The following is a 16659-nucleotide window of genomic DNA, read 5'->3' on the forward strand; positions in this document are numbered from 1 at the left end:
ATGTATTCGCTTGCCCGCCCCTTCCTGTTCTCGCTCGACGCCGAGCGCGCCCACGGCCTTGGCCTGTCCGCATTGGACCTGGCCTACCGCACCGGCACCACGCCGCTGCTGGCCGCACGCATCGCGCCGATGCCCAGCACGGTGTTCGGGTTGACCTTCCCCAATCCGGTCGGCCTGGCCGCCGGTCTGGACAAGAATGGCGAGCACATTGATGCGCTGTTCGCGCTGGGTTTCGGCTTCGTCGAAATCGGCACCATCACCCCGCGCCCGCAGGCCGGCAATCCGCAGCCGCGGCTGTTCCGCCTGCCGGAACACAACGCGATCATCAACCGCATGGGCTTCAACAATGCGGGCGTGGACGCGCTGGTGCGCAACGTCGAGCGCGCGCGCAACCGCCGTGGCCTGCTCGGCATCAACATCGGCAAGAACAAAGACACCCCGAACGAACAGGCCGTGGACGATTACATCGCCTGCCTGGACAAGGTGTACCCGCTGGCCGACTACATCACTGTCAACATTTCCTCGCCCAACACCGCCGGCCTGCGTGAACTGCAGGAAGAAACCGCGCTGCGCCAGCTGGTCAGCCAGTTGCGCGACCGCCAGGAAGATCTCGCGGCCCGCCACGGTCGCCGCGTGCCGATGCTGGTCAAGGTGGCGCCCGACCTGAGCGAGCGCGACATCGATGCCGCTGCCCGCGTGCTGGGCGAACTGCAGGTGGACGGCGTGATCGCCACCAACACCACCATCGACCACAGCAAGGTGGCCGGCGACCCGCTGGCCAACGAGGCCGGCGGCCTGTCCGGCGCGCCGGTGCTGGAGCAGTCCACCCTGGTACTGCGCCGCCTGCGTTCGCGCCTGCCCGAGTCGGTGCCGCTGATCGGTGTTGGCGGCATCCTGTCCGGTGCCGACGCCGTAGCCAAGATGGCTGCTGGTGCGGCCCTGGTGCAGTGCTACAGCGGCCTGATCTTCCGCGGCCCGGCCCTCGTCTCCGAATGCGTGGAGGCGATCCGTCGCCGCCGCGAAGCGCCGAGCCGCGGCGCGGTGGCCCCACTGTGAGCACACCCATGGATACCGTCGACGGCAACGCCCCGCTGCGCTGGACGCTCACCCGCAATGCGCCGCTGCAGGCCCTGAACACCTTCCACGTGCAGGCCAGCGCCGCTCAGCTGCTGGAACTGCACGATCCCACGCTGCTGCCGGAAGTGCTGGCATTGCCCGAAGTGGCCAACGGCCCGCTGCTGGTACTGGGTGCCGGCAGCAACGTGCTGATCGCCGAGGACCTGCCGGGCACCGTGCTGGTGTTCGGCAACCGTGACATCAGCTTCCTCGAGCATCGCGCCGACCATGCCGTGATCCGCGCCGGTGCCGGTGTGCCGTGGCACGGCCTGGTGATGTGGTCGCTGCAGGAAGGCCTGTCCGGCCTGGAGAACCTGGCCCTGATTCCCGGCACCGCCGGTGCCGCGCCGATCCAGAACATCGGCGCCTACGGCGCGCAGGTCGGCGAGTTCATCCAGGCCGTCGAAGCCTGGGACTGCCAGGAACAGGCCTGGGTGCGGCTGGACAACGAACAGTGTGGCTTCGCCTACCGCGACAGCGTGTTCAAGCAGCAGATGGACCGCTACCTGATCACCGCCATCGAACTGAAGCTGCCACTGCTGCATGACCTGCGCATGGACTACGCCGGCATCCGCGAGGAACTACAGGCACAGGGTGTGGAGCTACCCAGTGCGGTGGACGTGGCCAATGCGGTGATCGCGATCCGCCGCCGCAAGCTGCCCGACCCGGATGTGCTGGGCAACGCCGGCAGCTTCTTCAAGAACCCGGTGCTGCCGCTGGAACAGGTCGACGTGCTGCTGCAGCACTTCCCCGAGCTGCCGGTGTTCCCGTCCGACCAGGACGGCAAGCGCAAGGTCTCGGCGGCATGGATGATCGAGTCCTGCGGCTGGAAGGGCTTCCGCGAAGGCGATGCTGGCGTGGCGCCGAGCCACGCACTGGTGCTGGTCAACCACGGCAACGCCACCGGCGCTGAACTGCTGGCGCTGGCGCGACGCATCTCTGCTTCCGTGCTGGAGAAGTTCGGCGTGCCAATCGAACCGGAGCCCCGCCTGCTCGGCGCGCAGTGGTGCACACCCCCGCCCTCTCCCCCAGCTCCACCCCGATGCGGGCGGCGCTGCTGATGCTCGGCAGCACGATGGCATTCGGCCTGATGGCCGTGGCGATCCGCTACGCCACGCGCTACGTGCCCACCCAGGAAGTGGCGTTCTTCCGCAACGCCTTCGGCCTGCTGGCACTGCTGCCGATGCTGCTGCGGCCAGGCCACGCGCCGCTGAAGACCCAACAGCTGCCGCGCTACTTCGTGCGCAGTGCGATCGGCCTGGGCTCGATGCTGTGCGCATTCTGGGCATTGGGCCATCTGCCGTTGGCGCAGGCGGTCTCGCTTTCGTACTCCACCCCTCTGTTCGTCACCATCGCCGCCGTGCTGTGGCTGGGCGAGACCGTGCGCGTGCGTCGCTGGGCGGCGGTGGTTGTCGGCTTCATCGGCGTGCTGGTGATCGTGCGCCCCGGTACCGCGGGCTTCACCGCTGGCAGCCTGGTGGCGGTGGGTGCGGCCGTGCTCAGTTCGCTGGTGGCGATCCAGATCAAGCAGCTGACCCGCATCGACAGCGCCGACACCGTGGTGCTCTACACCTACGTGTTCTGGGTGCCATTGTCGTTGGTGCCGGCCGTGTTCGTGTGGGTCTGGCCCACCGGCACCGCATGGCTGTGGCTGCTGGCCACCGGCGTGCTCGGCACCATCGGCCAACTGCTGTGGACACGTGCGCTGCGCCTGGGCGAAGTCTCGGCGCTGACGCCGATCAGCTTCCTGCAGTTGCCGCTGGTGACGCTGTTCGGCTGGCTGCTGTTCAACGAAAGCGTGGATCGCTGGACCATCATCGGTGCCGGCATCATCCTCGCCGCCAACGCCTACATCGCCCATCGCGAGGCCGTGCTGTCGCGCCGCGCCGCAAGCGCAGCGGCGTCGGCGGCAGCCAAGCCCGCCGAGTAGATCCGCGCCATGCGCGGATGATTCCTGTCCGCCCGATCAACGATGGCGGCACAAAGAGCTGCCGAGCGTAACTGTAGAGTCGAGCCATGCTCGACTCATCGCGCGAAGCGCGACGGTTCACCCATGGCAGGTGACGTGCATTTACAACGCGCGATACACCCGCTCCGCCGCATCGAACACATTGCCCGGTGCGAACTGCTCGCCCAGGTAATGCAGCGACTGCCGGCGCAGTTGCGGCGAACGCTCCTCGCCATCGCTGCCCAGCAGCACCTGCTGGAACTCGATCAGGTCCTGCAGGATGCGCCAGTGCCGGTACCAGGCGATCCAGCGCGGGTCGCCGCGGTCGCTGCCGTAGCCGTCCTCGAAGCCCAGCGGATTCTCGCGCCCCCAGCGCCCGCCAACCGCCGCACCGATGAACATCAGGTCGCGCTCGCGCGGTGCCAGAGACAGGCCATCCCAATCAATCAGGTGCAGGCCCCCGTCATTGCCCATCAGCAGGTTGCCGGCATGCAGATCGGTGTGGCACAGGTGCAGGTCTACCGGCACGTCCTGCAAGGTCGCGAGCAGTTCCCGTGCCTGCGCATGCAGCGCCGCGATGCGCGCATGCTGCTGGTCCCATACCGAAACGAATGCGCGGCCCAGCCCGTCCTTCGCGGCCGCCAGGCCCTCGCCGGCCAACCACTGCCCGACGGTCTCCAGCGCCGCGGTTTCCAGCCGCACGATCGGCAGCGCCTGCTGCAGTTCCGCCGGCAGCTGCGCACCGTGCAGGCGCCGCAGTACCTCACCCAGCCGTTTCCACTGGGTGCGGCTCAACGCTGCCTCGAACCCGGACTGGCCTTCCACATAAGGGAACAGGGTGAACTGCAATCCCCAACGCTGCACCGACGCACCACCGGTCAGTGCCGGCCACGGCGCGACGATCTCATCGATACCCAACGTGCCGCGCATCCAGTGCAGGCTGTCCCACACCGATGGGTCGACCTGGTAGGTGCGGCATTTCAACCACCACTGCCCGTGCCGCGCATCGACGCGATACACGCTGGCATTGGCGTCGGCGCCCACCGGGCGTGGCACCACGGCGGTGGGGGTGATGCCATAGGATTGTTGCAGGACTTCGCCGAGATGCTGCGCCGAAGCGAATGACATGGATGCAAGCGGAAAGTGTTACCTGCCGCCACTATCGCAGATGCGCTCGCCACGACACAGACATGTCCGTCACAACATCGCGTCGGCACGACCAAAGAACTAGCCTGCAATACGGCGCATCACCGCCTCCAGTGGACCGCGCGCGAACTGCCATGACCACAGCCACGCCGCAGCGGTCGCCAGCATCAGGAACAGCAGCGCCCACAACAGCACCGACGCGAGCGAGGCACTGCCATCAAGCAGGCCCAGGCTTTCCAGCGTGCCCATGCCCAGCAGGATGTGACCCACATACAGGGTCAGGGTCATGCGCCCGGCCGCGGTGAACGGCTCCAGCCAGTCGCCCGGTCGCACGCGCGTCAGCCACAGGCAGGCGGCGATGACACTGCAGGCCGCGCCCGCACCAGTAAGCACGTAGGCGGGTCCTGGCGGCATCGGCTGCGTACCCAGCCACGCCTGCCATCGCGTTCCCTGTGCGAGCTGCTGCACGCCATGTCCAGCCGCGATCAGCAACAGGCCCAGCACCAGCAATGCATGCTGCACCCGAGGCTGCGACAACTGAAGGCGCGCCAGCAGCATGCCCAGCAGGAAGAAGCACAGCCACGGCATCAACGGGTGGAAGCCATTGAACAGCAGGTTGCGGGCCGCGCCCGGCCATTGCCACAGACCGGCGTATTCCAGCGTCTGCCAGTTCCATCCCTGGCTGTAGTCCCAGTGCAGCAACGCCCAGAACGAACAGGCCGCCAGGCCCACGATGCTGGCCAGCAACACCCGCGGCGAGGCACGCAGCCACACCACGGCCAACGCGAAATACACCGCGTAGTAGTGCAGGATATCGGCCGGGAACAGGGTCAGGTTGAGCAGGCCCAGCACCATCAGGAACAGCGCGCGCCTCCAGGTCTGCACGCTGGCCGGCCACCACCCTTGCCGCTGCGTGGCCAACACCAGGCCCAAGCCAGCCAGCGTAACGAACGTCGCCGAAGCCTTGCCTTCCAGCAGATGGAAGAACCCTGCCAGCCAACCCTCAGCCTCTGCCGGCACGGCCATCGCCAGACGGAAATTCACCAGCACCATGCCGGCCAGTGCCAGGTAACGCGCCAGGTCCAGCCCGTGCAACCGCCGGTCAGCAGCATTCATGCGCGTGCGCCCAGCAGCAGCACGAGCAGGCCAAGATCCAGCGATGCTTCATCGGTGCCCTCGGCTTCGCCCAGCCCCCGACGCAGTGCATCGCTTTCGATGGCATCCAGCAGCACCTGCGCCTGCAGTGCCGGCGCCAGTACGGGACGCCGACGTTCGCGCTGTGCCATCTGCTGCAGGGCTTCGGCCAGCGTCGCCTGCAATTGCCTGCGATTGGCCGCGAAGGCCTCGGCCACGGCCGGATTGCGTGCACTCTCGGCCAGCACCTCCACTGCAAGTGTTGCCCATTCCGGCTGCCGGCACAGTGCGTGGAAGTCCTGCAGGAAGGCCATCACCTGTGTGCGTTCGCCATCGGACGCGGCCAGTCGCTGCAGCAACGGTGCCAGCTCTTCGCTCTCGGCCACCGCCACGGCAAGGATGATCGCTTCCTTGCCCGGGAAGTGGTTGTAGAGATTGCCCAAGCTGACGCCAGCCGCCTGCGCGATGTCACGCATGCTGGTCTGGTGGAATCCCTTCGCGAGGAAGCACTGCAGGGCGGCCTGCAGGATCTGCGCGATGCGTTGCTCGTTGCGGTCGGCTCGGTTCATGGCGCAAATAGTGAACGAACGTTCGTCCAATTAGAAGCTGGCAATCCGGCCAACGCCGGGCTCCGTTCAGCCAGCCTTGACCTCAACTGCGGTTGAGGCCCGATGCTGCGCGGCCTGTCCCACGCTCAAGCCGGAGTTCCTGCATGCCACGGATGATCACCACCCTGCTCGACAGCCGCGTGCTGTGGCTCCTCGCGCGGCTGTTGCTGGCCGTGGTATTCCTGTCCTCGGGCCTGGCCAAGCTGCTGGCGTGGGACAACAGCGTGGCCGAAATGCAGGCCGCCGGATTGCAACCGCCTGTGCTGTTCAACATCGCCAGCGCCGTGGTGCTGCTGGGCGGCGCAGTGTGCCTGCTGCTCGATCGCCTGCTCTGGCTGGGCAGCGGCGCGCTGGCGGTGTTCATGCTGCTGACCATCGTCATCGTGCATACCTTCTGGAACAAGCACGGCGCCGAACAGCAGCTGGCCCTGTTCTTCGCGCTGGAACACCTGAGCGTGGTCGGTGGCCTGATCTGCGCGGCCATCGCCAGCCATGCGCGGGCTCAGAAGAACTCGTCGAGCAACCGGTAGAACGCCAGCCGGCGCTCGTCGGCCACCGCGCCGTAGCGTTGGAACAACGGCGCGACCCAACGCGTGTCGCCGAAGTTGTGGACCAGGCTGCGCGCGGCCAGCGCCAGATCCTGGTAGCGGTCGGCCACACCCAGCCGGCCACAGTCGATGAAGCCACTGAAGCGGCCCTCGACCGCCATCAGGTTCGGCAGGCAGGCGTCTCCGTGGCTGACTACCAGGTCTTCATGGTCGGGCCGGGTGCTGCACAGTTCGGCGAAGACCTGCTGCGGACTCTGCCCCAGGCGTTCGTCATCGAAATCATCGGCATCCACCAGGCCCGCTTCAACGCGGGCCTGCGCAACCTGCACGCGCGACGCAAGTCGCTGGTCGAACGGACAGGCTGCCACCGGCAACGCATGCAGCCCGCGTAGCGCGTCGGCCAGCAGCTCCACCAGCTGCTGCGGCGCGAGCTCCGGCGATGAGGCCAGGTCGCGGCCAGGCAGCGCGCTCATCAGCAACCAGCGCCGACCCGCCTCTTCGGCAGTGGCAATCACCGTTGGCACCGGTTGTCCCTGTGCCTGCAGCCAACGCAGGCGTGCGATCTCATCGCCCAGCTCACTGAAGGCGTCGATCACTTCCGACTTCAGGAAAGCATCGGCCTGGCCCGGCCGATGCACGCGGGCAACATCCGCACGCGACACACCGATCGATTGCCGCTCGATGCGCGCATCGGCCAATGCGTCCTGCCACGCCCACGGCAGCGGCATGTCATCAGTGATGGGTTTGGGTGCTTCCATGCCGAGGTGTTCCTGTTGCCGGTGACCCCACGGATTCTCGCTCATCCTGCATGGACCGCAGCCAACAACAACGCGGAAAGGTACATGCCCAGGCCGAACACACTGTGCGCCACCAGGCTGCGCAGGCGCGCCTTGCCCGGCGCCGGGGTCTTTGAAGCGGCAATGCCCGCGCCTATGCCCGGCTGCAGGATGAGGAACGGTGCGGCGACGCTGAGGATGCCGAAGGCCAGCGCCGGCCACAGTGTCGGCGCCTGCACCCAACCGTTCCCCACCACGGCCAGCAGCAACGCGGCGAAAACCACACCGATCACGTAATGCGCGGTCCAACCCAGCGCGCGCTCGCCACTGACCACCGCCGAGCGGCCGATGCCATCGTGGCGGAAGCGCCCGCGCGGCAGATGCCCCAGCCAGCGGCCCACCATCGCGAAATCCAGCGAGGGAATGCCGAGCAGCCGCCGCTGCACCAGCGCCCACAGGTCCATCACTGCGGTCGCTCCCACGCCGACTACCACCGAATCCATCACGAATGTCGCCAGGCCAGCCATATCGCACACCTTCAATTATTTGCTTGAATGATAGAGCGATGCTAGCGTGCGCCGCATGAACGCTGCAACAGAGCCACCGCTCTCACCGCTGGAAGCCTTGGCCGAGATCGCCCGCACGCTCGGCCATGCCCATCGCCTGGCCCTGCTGGAGCACATCGCCCAGGGCGAGCGCGCCGTGGAGCGCCTGGCCGAACTGACCGGGCTGTCGGTGGCCAATACCTCCCAACATCTGCAGCAGCTGCGCCGTGCCGGCCTGGTTCAGACCCGACGCGATGGCAAGCGCATCCTCTACCGCAGTGGTGAGGGTCCGCTGGGCAACCTGCTGGCCGCGCTCCGCGACTATGCCGACCACCAGCGCAGCGAGATGCACGGCGTGATCCACGACAGCCTGCAGCGCCGCGATGCTCTGGAAGGCCTGACTGTCGAGCAGTTGCTGGAACAACGCAGCAGCGTGGTGCTGCTGGATGTGCGGCCGCGTGAGGAATTCGATCTGGGCCACTTGCCCGGCGCGCTGAACATTCCCGTTACGGAACTGCGTGCACGGATGGACGAACTGCCGCGTGCCGTCCACATTGTCGCGTACTGCCGCGGTCCCTACTGCGTGCTGTCCAACGATGCGGTGGCGATGCTGCGCGAGGCCGGACTGACCGCGCAGCGGCTCGCCGCCGGTTACCCCGAATGGAAGGCCGCCGGCCTGCAGGTGGACCTGCCCCGGCACTGAGCGAGACACCGGTCATGGATGATGTGTTTGCCCCGTTGATCGATGCGACCTGGCGCAGCGTGTTCTCCGGGCAGCGCATGCTGCAGGATGATCCGCTGCTGCAGTTGGCGTGCAGCGATGATTTCGATGAGGGCGAGGACGGCATGCTGCTGCAGCCGGTCACGGGCCCCGCGCGCGCACTGCTGCGCCCGGCCCTGGCCGCTCGCCTGCAACTGCACGCGCAGCCGCACTGGACGCTCCCGCAGCTGCAACTGCGCCTGCAGCAGCTCGGCCAGCGCACGCATGGCGCGGATCGCGTCTTCTACTTCCCCGCCGCAGAACTTGCGGCCCTGGCCGAGCGCCCTGCACCGCCACATATCCGCCGTCTTGGCCCGGCCGACGCAGCCGCGTTCGACGGGTTCCAGGCCAGCGCGAGCGAGGAGGATCTGGATGCCGCCTGGGTCGAGCTGGACCACTGGCAGGTGTTCGGCGCCTTCGATGGCGAGCGGCTGGTTGCCGCGGGAAGCATGTACCCGTGGAGCCTGGATCCGGCCCTGGCCGACATGGGCGTGCTGACCCTGCCCGAGGCCCGCGGTCGCGGGCACGCGCGCCAGCTGGTACACGCCATGGCCGTGTCCGCGCGGGCGGCCGGGCTGCAGCCGCAGTACCGTTGCCAGCTCGACAACACCGCCTCGATCATTACCGCCGAACGCAGCGGCCTGCGTGCGTTCGCCGATTGGGACACCGTTCTGGCGGTCGACTGAGGCCGCCGCAGTACAACAAGGAAGCAACATGAAATTGATGGTCATCGGCGCCAGCAGGGGCCTCGGTCGGGCGTTCATGGAAGGCCTGTGCAGTGCAGGCGACACCGTCATCGGCGTTTCACGCAATCGACCGCGCGATATTGAATGCCCCGAGGGCGTCACCCTGCAGTGGATCGAAGCCGATCTGTCCCAGCCGACCGTGGCTGCCGACCACATCGCAGCACAGGCACCTGCCGATCTGGATGTGCTGATCCACAACCTGGGCATCTGGGAACAGACCGCCTTCAGCGACGAGTACGCCTTCCTCGATGAAACCGATGCCGCACTCACCCAACTGGTCGACGTCAACATCACCGCCACCCTGGTGCTGCTGCAGCGCCTGCTGCCGCGGGTGCTGGGCGCGCCACGCCCGCAGCTGGTGCTGACCGGCTCGACCTCGGCACTGCCACGCAGCGGCCGCCCGGAAGTGGCCTTCGGCGCATCCAAGTTCGCGCTCAACGGCATCGCCGATGCACTGCGCGAGGGCTTCCGCGATCGCCGCCTGGCGGTGACCAGCCTGCAGCTGGGCTACCTCAACACTGACGATGCGCTGTCGGTGCCGGTGGCAGAGGCCGCAGCGCGCGGCGACGGCGAGCTGGTGCCGGTGCACGACGTCGTTGCGATGGTGCGCGCGTTGCTGCAGCTGTCACCGTCCGGCTTTGTGCGCGAACTGGTGCTGCCGGCCATCGCCGACCCGCGCTACTGACCGCGCCTGCACAGGCCAGGCTCGACCTCTTCGCGCAACAGGTACCCGAGCACGATGGCGGTCAGCACGGTCGCCATCGCCAGGACAAACAGCTGGCCACGGACGGCCTCCATGTATGCCTGGGCCAGCGCCGTTCTCGAAACGCCGGGCAATGCCTCCACCGCTCCGCCAAGGTCGCCCATGGACAGCCGGTGCACAGCTGCACGGGCCACGACGCCGGCTTCCAGCGCTACGCTCCCGCCAATCCGGGCAGAAAGCATGATGCCGACAAGCGCGAGGGCAATGGAATCGCCTGCCAGTCGCATTGCGTTGAAGATGCCCGCGGCCATGCCTGCCTGCTCTTTGCCAACCACGCTGACCGCCAGGCCATCCATGATCCCCCAAGGCAGACCGATGCCGATCCCGATGACCAGCATCGGCATCCAGCGCACCGAAGGTAGCTGGAACACCTGGGCCAGCCATGCCAGCCCAAGCGCGCCGATCAACAGGCCCGCACAACACAGCGTCCGCGCCGGAATCCAGCGCAGCAGGTAACCGGCAACCAGGGGCACAACCAGCAATGGCGCAGACAGTGCTGCCATCGCCAGTCCAGCCTCGGTGGGCCGCAGCCCTTCAACACCGATGAACCCCGCCGGCAGCACCACCAGAAGGACGACGTACGAGAACGCAGGCGCAGCGGCGAGAATCTGCACGCCGACAAAGCGCCGGTTGCGGAACAGCCCGAGATCCAGCAGCGGTGTTCGATGGGAGCGCTCGACGGCAATGAACGCGGCCAGCAACACCATCGAGAGCGCCAGCAGTACAAGCGTCTGCGGATGCAACAGGCCGCGTTCCGGCAGCACGATCATGGCGTAGGTGAGTGCCCCCAGCGCCAGCATGAAGGTGACGGCGCCCAGCCAATCCAGGCGTGGCGAACCGGTGCTCTTCGATTCGACGGATGACAGGGCGACCAACGGTACGGTCAGGGCGGCCAGCAACGCAGGCAGGAAGAACACCCATTCCCACCCCAGCGCATCGATCAATCCGCCTGCCAGCAGCGGACCGCCTGCGGCTCCTGCACCAAAGGTGGTGCCGATCAGGCTGAACACCCTAGCCCGCGCCTGGCCGTCGAACACCTGCGCCAGCGACGCCATCGCACCGGCAAACGCAGCCGACGCCGCCATCCCCTGAAGCAGTCGCAGTGCATTGATCCACGCCACATCGGGCATCAAGGGGATCAGGCCGGTGACGAGCGCAAACGACGTGCCGCCCAGAAGCCAGATCCGGCGCCTGCCATGCAGATCGGCCAGCCCACCAGCCACCAGCGTGGTGCAGCCGTAGGTCAACAGATAAGCGTTGATGATCCAGGACAACGCCGCAGGCGAACCGCCCAGCGCGTCCCGGATGGCGGGAATGCCCACGGCGGGGCTGGCAATGCTCAAGGGAATGGTGAGCGCCGTCAGGCAGCCCGCCAGCACCACTCCAAAGCGTGATGATCCGGCCGTCTCAGCAGAGGCAACAGACATGTCGATGAAGTTCCAGCGTGGCCAGGCGCCACCCCATTGATGCTATCGACGACGCTATCGCCTAAGAATCCATCGTTGTGTCCGTGCTTTAATGACATGAACGTCATCAATGGCCATGTCATGGACAGCTTTGCCGGTCTCAGCCTCTTCGTTCTGGTCGCCGAGGCACGCAGCTTCGCGGCCGCAGCACGACAGCGTGGCATCACCCCTTCGGCGGCAAGCAAGACCATTGCCCGGCTGGAAGAGCGTCTGGGCGCCCGCCTGCTGAATCGCAATACCCGCAGCGTCAGCCTGACTGCCGAAGGCGAGCAGTTCCTTGAACGCTGCCGTCGCATCATGACCGAGGTCGCCGCAGCGGAGCGCGAGCTGACCGACGCCCAGGCCGCGCCCAGCGGTCGCCTGAAGGTCAGTCTTCCACTCGCCAGCGGACTGATGCTGCCGGTGCTATCGGCCTTTGCGCACCGCTTTCCCGCCATCGAGCTCGACCTGCACTTCAGCGACCGTCTTGTCGATGTCATCGAGGAGGGCTTCGACGCCGTTGTCCGCACGGGCATCCCCGCCGACTCCAGGCTGCACGGCCGCAACCTCGGCAGTGCCCGCCTGCTCTGTGTGGGCGCCCCTGCGTACTTCGCCAAGCGCGGCACGCCACAGCACCCGGAGGATCTGAGCGGCCACGCGTGCCTTCTCCATCGCTTTCCCGGCACCGGCCTGATCGAACGTTGGCCACTGCCCACGCATGAGGGAGGCACCGAGCTGCGGCTGACTGCCGCAATGACCGCCAATCATCTTGAGACGATCCTGCACATGGCCATTGATGGCCATGGCATTGCGTGCCTGCCCGACTTCGCCACGCGTGATGCGCTGGACCGCGGTGAACTCGTCAGCGTCCTGGACCCATGGAGCACCGAGCGCAGCACCTTCTGGGCCCTCTGGCCAAGCCATCGCCATCAGCAGCCGCGTGTACGCGCGTTTGTCGATTTCATGGCCGACCACCTCCTGCCCGAACCCAGCCAGTGCAATTGAACCTGCGCCCTGCTGCGACTACGCTGCTCGTCACTGGCCGTCGGTCACAGGCGGGAACCTGCTATGGATGCGCTTTCACGGGTCTCGGCCCAGGTCCTGGACAGCGCCCTGCCCAGCCTGCCGCTGTACCTGCTGCAGGCCACGGCGGTGATCGGCATGATCGGCGTGCTGCTGATCGCCACCCGCCGCGCCGGACATGCCATTGAAGGCCGTCGCCTGTATGTCGGCGTGGCGCTGGGCCTGATCTACCTGTTCAATTCCTGGTTCGTGGCCCGTTACACCCAGGGAGTGGTCAAGCTGCACCTCGGCTTCGACATCCTGCTGGTCAGTGGCCTGCTGGGTGGTTGGCGCGGCGGCCTGACCTGCCTGGCCGCCAGCCTGCTGGCGCGCTACCAGTTTGCCGGCACCCAGTATTTCCTGCCGGCCGGCCTCGAGGCCACGCTGCAGATGCTGGCCGGCGTCTGGCTGCGCAGGCGCCTGCACCCGCGCATGCTCAATGAGCTCTCGCTGCGCGTGATCCTGCAGGCCTGGGGCGTGCGTATCGCCGTCACTGCGTTGGGCCTGGCACTGGGCGTCGCAATCATCGGCGCCAATCAGCTGCCCGTGGAGGAGTTGGCAATCCAGCGGCTGCTGGCACTGCCACTATCGCTGCTGATGCTCGGCGCGGTGTTCGCGCTGGTCTACAACGATGCGCAGATCGATGCACAGCGTCAGCGCGAACAGGCCTGGCTGCGCATCGATCCGATCAGTGGCCTGCCCAACATGCGTGCACTTGGCGAACGCCTGCAACATTACTGGCGCGACAACGACGGCATCGGCAAGGCCTGCCTGATCGTGGCCGAGATGGGCAACCTGCGCGATCTGCGCCTGCGCTACGGGCCGCTGCAGGACAACGGCCTGTGGCAGCGCGACAGCACCGACGAGGTGCATCGGCTGCTGCCCTCGCTGCCAGCCGGGCAGCTGGAGATCTACCAGTTCGGCGATGCCGCGCTGGCGATCCTGGTGCGCGACCTGACCTTGTTCGAACTGCGCACGCAGCCGCAGATCACCGAGCTGGCCAGCAACCTGGCCGATCGGGTCGGCCGCGATTGGCCCGGCTTCCGGCCGCTGTTCCGCTGTGCGGTGGTCGAACTGAAGCCCCCCGCCGATGCCGACGAAGGACATCTTCCGTTCCGCGCGATCACCGTGGCGCTGAGTGCGATCGAATCCGGCGTCGTGTTCTTCGACGACCCGATCCAGCGCGACAGCGAGATCGACGCCCTGATCGAAGTCGCCCTCGAACGCTGGCTGCAGCAGGGAGATGCCCCCCTGTGCTACCAGCCCAAGCATCGCCTGCAGGATCGCCAGCTGGTCGGCGCCGAAGCACTGCTGCGCATGCGCGACGGCGAGGGCCGGCTGATCGCGCCGATGCGGGTGATCTCGCTGCTGCGCCGGCAGGGGCGGTTGGCTGAACTGGAATGGGCCACGCTGCAGTCGGCCATCCACTTCCTGCAGCAGTGCCGACGCGATGGCTCGCAGCTGAAGATCGCCGTGAACGTTTCGGCCGAGTCACTGCGCCTGCCCGACTTCGGCCTGCGCCTGCAGGAATTGCTGGCACTGCACGATGTGCCCGGCGTGATGCTGCGCCTGGAGATCGTCGAATGGACCGAGATCGTCGAGCGCGACGTGGTCGATGCCAACATCGCACAGCTGCTGGCCGCCGAGGTCACGCTGTCACTGGATGATTTCGGTGCCGGCTATTCAACCCTGATCCTGCTCTCGCAGCTGGCCATTGCCGAGGTCAAGATCGAGCAGGCGTTGATTGCCACGCTGTCCGACGCCAAGTCGCAGTCCATCGTTCGCTTCATCGTCGAAGTCGCGCACCGCTGCGGCGCGATCGTAGTGGCCGAGGGTACCGAAACCCTCGCGCAGGAACAGCAACTGCGCGCACTGGGTGTGGATGTCGGCCAGGGTTATCTGTACTCGGCCGCGTTGCCGGCCGACGAGTTCCGCCGCTTCGCCGCCAGCTAGACCGCGTAGTAACCCAGGAACATCGCCACCGCCGATTCGGCCACGCGTGCGCGCTCCTGTTCGTTCAACGGCGCCTGCCCCATCGTCACCTGCGGCCAGAATGCAAAGCTCTTCACCAGGCCGTGCAGCTGGTGGCCGGCGAACTCCGGATCGACCTGGCGCAGCCGGCCATCGGCGATTGCCGCGCGGATCCATGCGCTCTCGCCACTTTCCTTCTCGCCCATGCGGCAGACGATGGCCTGCGCCCGTTCCGGTGAGTGGATGATTTCGGCCATCGCCACTCGCGCCAGGTCGATGAAGTTGGCATCACTGAGCAGCTCCAGCTTCTGCCCCAGCAGCTGCATCAGCTGCGCCTGCAGCGGCTGGTCGGCGCGGTACGGCAGTGCGTCGCTGGCCACGCTGCGCTCCCACAGCTCCTCCAGGATCATCGAGAACAACGCTTCCTTGCTCGGGAAGTGGTTGTAGACGGTGCGCTTGGAGACCCCGGCCACCTCGGCGATGCGGTCCATGCTGGTCGCCTCGTAGCCCGACGCGCGGAACTCCTCCACCGCCGCACGCACGATGGCTTCGCGTTTGCGGTCGGTCAGGCGTTGCGGGGCACGGGACATGGCGGAAACCGGATAGCTGAACGGACGCCACCATTTTACACCCGGCAGTGTACTTTTGAAAAACACGAAACTACACTGTGCAGTGTACCCAGCGGACGTCACCCATGAAGCGCCTGCTCCTTGTCCTTTTGCTTGGAATCCTCGCCGTGACCGCCTACACCTTCTGCAAGTCCTGGTCCCTCCCCGACTTTCCCGATTCGCCGCAGTACCGCGACGGCAAGTTCCGCAATGCCCTGCCGCGTCCGGCGATGGGCCTGCGCGATGGCGCGGAGATCTGGTGGACGTTCCTGTTCAACAAGCCCAAGGGCACCGTGCCCGCCCACCCCATTCCGGTGCTGCCGCTGGACCGCGCCACCCTGGACGCCGCGCCTGATCGCAGCCTGTTCCGGCTCGGGCACTCCACCATCCTGCTGAAGCTGCGTGGCCAATACTGGCTGACCGATCCGGTGTTCTCCGAGCGCGCTTCGCCGGTACAGTGGCTTGGCCCGGCGCGCTTCCACGCACCGCCGATCAGCATCGACGAACTGCCGCCGATCGCCGGCGTGATCCTCTCGCACAACCATTACGACCACCTGGACCATGCCGCAGTGATGCAGCTGGCCGGCAAGACCGCGCGCTTCATCGCACCGCTGGGCGTGGGCGACCAGTTGATTGCGTGGGGCGTGGACGCCAGCAGGGTCGAACAGCTGGACTGGTGGCAATCGACCGAGGCCAGTGGCCTGCGCCTGACCGCCACCCCGGGCCAGCATTTCTCCGGCCGCGGTCTGGGCGACAGCGATCGCAGCCTGTGGGCGTCATGGGTGATCCAGGACGGCGACTTCCGCATCTTCTTCAGCGGCGACACCGGCTACTTCGACGGCTTCAAGGCCATCGGTGAGAAGTACGGTCCGTTCGACCTGACCATGATCGAAACCGGTGCCTACGACCCGCGCTGGGCCTTCGTGCACATGCAGCCCGAGCAGACCCTGCAGGCGCACCTGGACCTGCGCGGCAAGTGGCTGCTGCCGATCCACAACGGCACCTTCGATCTGGCGCTGCACGCCTGGCAGCAACCGTTCGAGCGCATCACCGCATTGGCCGCCGCAAAGAACGTGCCGGTGGCCACGCCGATGATGGGCGAAGCACTGGACATGCAGGCGCCGCAGGCGGGTACACGCTGGTGGGAGACGGTGGAGCTGTAATGGGGGATGCCGCTTGACCTGCCGGAAACCATGTAGAGCCGAGCCATGCTCGGCTGCGCCTACCCGAACGGCAGCCGAGCGTAGGCTCGGCTCTACGCAGAAACGGCCTGCGCCGCTGCGGTGCGTCATGTAACCGATTACATCCCTTGCTAGCGTAGCGCTCGCCCGATTCCAGTCGAACCTGCGAGGCTGTCCGTAATGACGTTGCGCGCCGAACGCTCCAAGGTCTCCCGCCCACCTGCCCCATGGCGACCCGCCGCCACTCTGATGCTCGCCGTCCTGGCATCCTCCGCGCAGGCACAGACATTGCCACCACGCAG

17 protein-coding genes are annotated in these 16659 nt (G+C 66.9%); 10 read left to right on the forward strand and 7 right to left on the reverse strand.

Annotated features, from left to right (window positions below; all coding sequences use genetic code 11):
• Genes QRO95_RS11660 through QRO95_RS11670 form a run of 3 tightly spaced genes read left to right on the forward strand, consistent with a single transcriptional unit; the run spans position 1 to position 3046 of the window.
• Entirely contained in the window at positions 1-1056 is a 1056-nt protein-coding gene (locus tag QRO95_RS11660) for a quinone-dependent dihydroorotate dehydrogenase (RefSeq protein WP_032127499.1), read from the forward strand.
• 8 nt (positions 1057-1064) lie between these two features.
• Complete coding sequence (gene murB, locus QRO95_RS11665; protein ID WP_285302608.1) at positions 1065-2177, forward strand: UDP-N-acetylmuramate dehydrogenase; 1113 nt, start codon at positions 1065-1067, stop codon at positions 2175-2177.
• Positions 2159-3046, forward strand: a complete 888-nt coding sequence (locus tag QRO95_RS11670) for a DMT family transporter (RefSeq protein ID WP_180844127.1) — start codon at positions 2159-2161, stop codon at positions 3044-3046. The genes murB and QRO95_RS11670 overlap by 19 nt, the downstream gene beginning before the upstream one ends.
• A 141-nt stretch (positions 3047-3187) precedes the next feature.
• On the opposite strand, the gene QRO95_RS11675 is transcribed toward QRO95_RS11670, so the two are convergent.
• The 3 genes from QRO95_RS11675 to QRO95_RS11685 form a co-directional block, all read right to left on the reverse strand.
• Positions 3188-4192, reverse strand: a complete 1005-nt coding sequence (locus tag QRO95_RS11675; RefSeq protein WP_285302609.1) for an aminoglycoside phosphotransferase family protein — start codon at positions 4190-4192, stop codon at positions 3188-3190.
• Positions 4193-4291: 99 nt separating this feature from the next.
• Positions 4292-5326, reverse strand: a complete 1035-nt coding sequence (locus QRO95_RS11680; protein ID WP_285302610.1) for a DUF418 domain-containing protein — start codon at positions 5324-5326, stop codon at positions 4292-4294.
• A complete protein-coding gene (locus QRO95_RS11685; protein WP_285302611.1) occupies positions 5323-5913 on the reverse strand; it encodes a TetR/AcrR family transcriptional regulator in 591 nt (196 codons plus the stop codon). Before QRO95_RS11685 ends, QRO95_RS11680 begins: the two co-directional genes overlap by 4 nt.
• 143 nt (positions 5914-6056) lie before the next feature.
• Here QRO95_RS11685 and QRO95_RS11690 point away from each other — a divergent pair, with 143 nt between their 5' ends.
• Entirely contained in the window at positions 6057-6482 is a 426-nt protein-coding gene (locus QRO95_RS11690) for a DoxX family protein (protein WP_262094838.1), read from the forward strand.
• Here the strand turns inward: QRO95_RS11690 and QRO95_RS11695 are convergent.
• Both QRO95_RS11695 and QRO95_RS11700 read right to left on the reverse strand, forming a co-directional pair.
• Positions 6455-7258, reverse strand: coding sequence for an APH(3')-II family aminoglycoside O-phosphotransferase (locus QRO95_RS11695; protein ID WP_285302612.1), 804 nt, complete (start codon positions 7256-7258; stop codon positions 6455-6457). The genes QRO95_RS11690 and QRO95_RS11695 overlap by 28 nt on opposite strands.
• Positions 7259-7299: 41 nt before the next feature.
• Entirely contained in the window at positions 7300-7803 is a 504-nt protein-coding gene (locus QRO95_RS11700) for a DUF2938 domain-containing protein (RefSeq protein WP_285302613.1), read from the reverse strand.
• Between the two features lie 55 nt (positions 7804-7858).
• Between QRO95_RS11700 and QRO95_RS11705 the strand changes: the two genes are divergently transcribed.
• The 3 genes from QRO95_RS11705 to QRO95_RS11715 are packed head-to-tail and all read left to right on the forward strand — an operon-like array spanning position 7859 to position 10012.
• Positions 7859-8524, forward strand: a complete 666-nt coding sequence (locus QRO95_RS11705) for a metalloregulator ArsR/SmtB family transcription factor (protein WP_032129739.1) — start codon at positions 7859-7861, stop codon at positions 8522-8524.
• A 14-nt stretch (positions 8525-8538) separates the two neighbouring features.
• Positions 8539-9267, forward strand: coding sequence for a GNAT family N-acetyltransferase (locus QRO95_RS11710; protein ID WP_279912066.1), 729 nt, complete (start codon positions 8539-8541; stop codon positions 9265-9267).
• A 28-nt stretch (positions 9268-9295) separates the two neighbouring features.
• The gene (locus QRO95_RS11715; RefSeq protein WP_285302614.1) at positions 9296-10012 is read left to right on the forward strand and encodes an SDR family oxidoreductase; all 717 of its coding nucleotides are present in this window, start codon (positions 9296-9298) and stop codon (positions 10010-10012) included.
• Here the strand turns inward: QRO95_RS11715 and QRO95_RS11720 are convergent.
• On the reverse strand, positions 10006-11517 hold the full coding sequence (locus QRO95_RS11720) for an MFS transporter (protein ID WP_285302615.1): 1512 nt from the start codon (positions 11515-11517) through the stop codon (positions 10006-10008). The genes QRO95_RS11715 and QRO95_RS11720 overlap by 7 nt on opposite strands.
• Positions 11518-11613: 96 nt before the next feature.
• Here QRO95_RS11720 and QRO95_RS11725 point away from each other — a divergent pair, with 96 nt between their 5' ends.
• Together QRO95_RS11725 and QRO95_RS11730 are read left to right on the forward strand one after the other, a co-directional pair.
• Positions 11614-12540: a LysR substrate-binding domain-containing protein gene (locus QRO95_RS11725; protein ID WP_404830349.1), complete on the forward strand. Its 927-nt coding sequence runs from the start codon at positions 11614-11616 to the stop codon at positions 12538-12540.
• A gap of 63 nt (positions 12541-12603) precedes the next feature.
• Positions 12604-14550 carry an EAL domain-containing protein gene (locus QRO95_RS11730; RefSeq protein WP_049398556.1) on the forward strand — a complete coding sequence of 649 codons (1947 nt, stop codon included), beginning with the start codon at positions 12604-12606 and terminating at the stop codon, positions 14548-14550.
• Here QRO95_RS11730 and QRO95_RS11735 read toward each other — a convergent pair.
• On the reverse strand, positions 14547-15158 hold the full coding sequence (locus tag QRO95_RS11735) for a TetR/AcrR family transcriptional regulator (RefSeq protein WP_049398557.1): 612 nt from the start codon (positions 15156-15158) through the stop codon (positions 14547-14549). The genes QRO95_RS11730 and QRO95_RS11735 overlap by 4 nt on opposite strands.
• A 104-nt stretch (positions 15159-15262) precedes the next feature.
• On the opposite strand from QRO95_RS11735, the gene QRO95_RS11740 reads away from it, so the two are divergent.
• Positions 15263-16339 carry an MBL fold metallo-hydrolase gene (locus tag QRO95_RS11740; protein ID WP_285302616.1) on the forward strand — a complete coding sequence of 359 codons (1077 nt, stop codon included), beginning with the start codon at positions 15263-15265 and terminating at the stop codon, positions 16337-16339.
• Positions 16340-16659 lie beyond the last annotated feature (320 nt).

Origin of the sequence: Stenotrophomonas maltophilia group sp. Smal13 (genome assembly GCF_030236855.1) — a bacterium.
In the GTDB taxonomy this organism is placed as follows: domain Bacteria; phylum Pseudomonadota; class Gammaproteobacteria; order Xanthomonadales; family Xanthomonadaceae; genus Stenotrophomonas; species Stenotrophomonas maltophilia_A.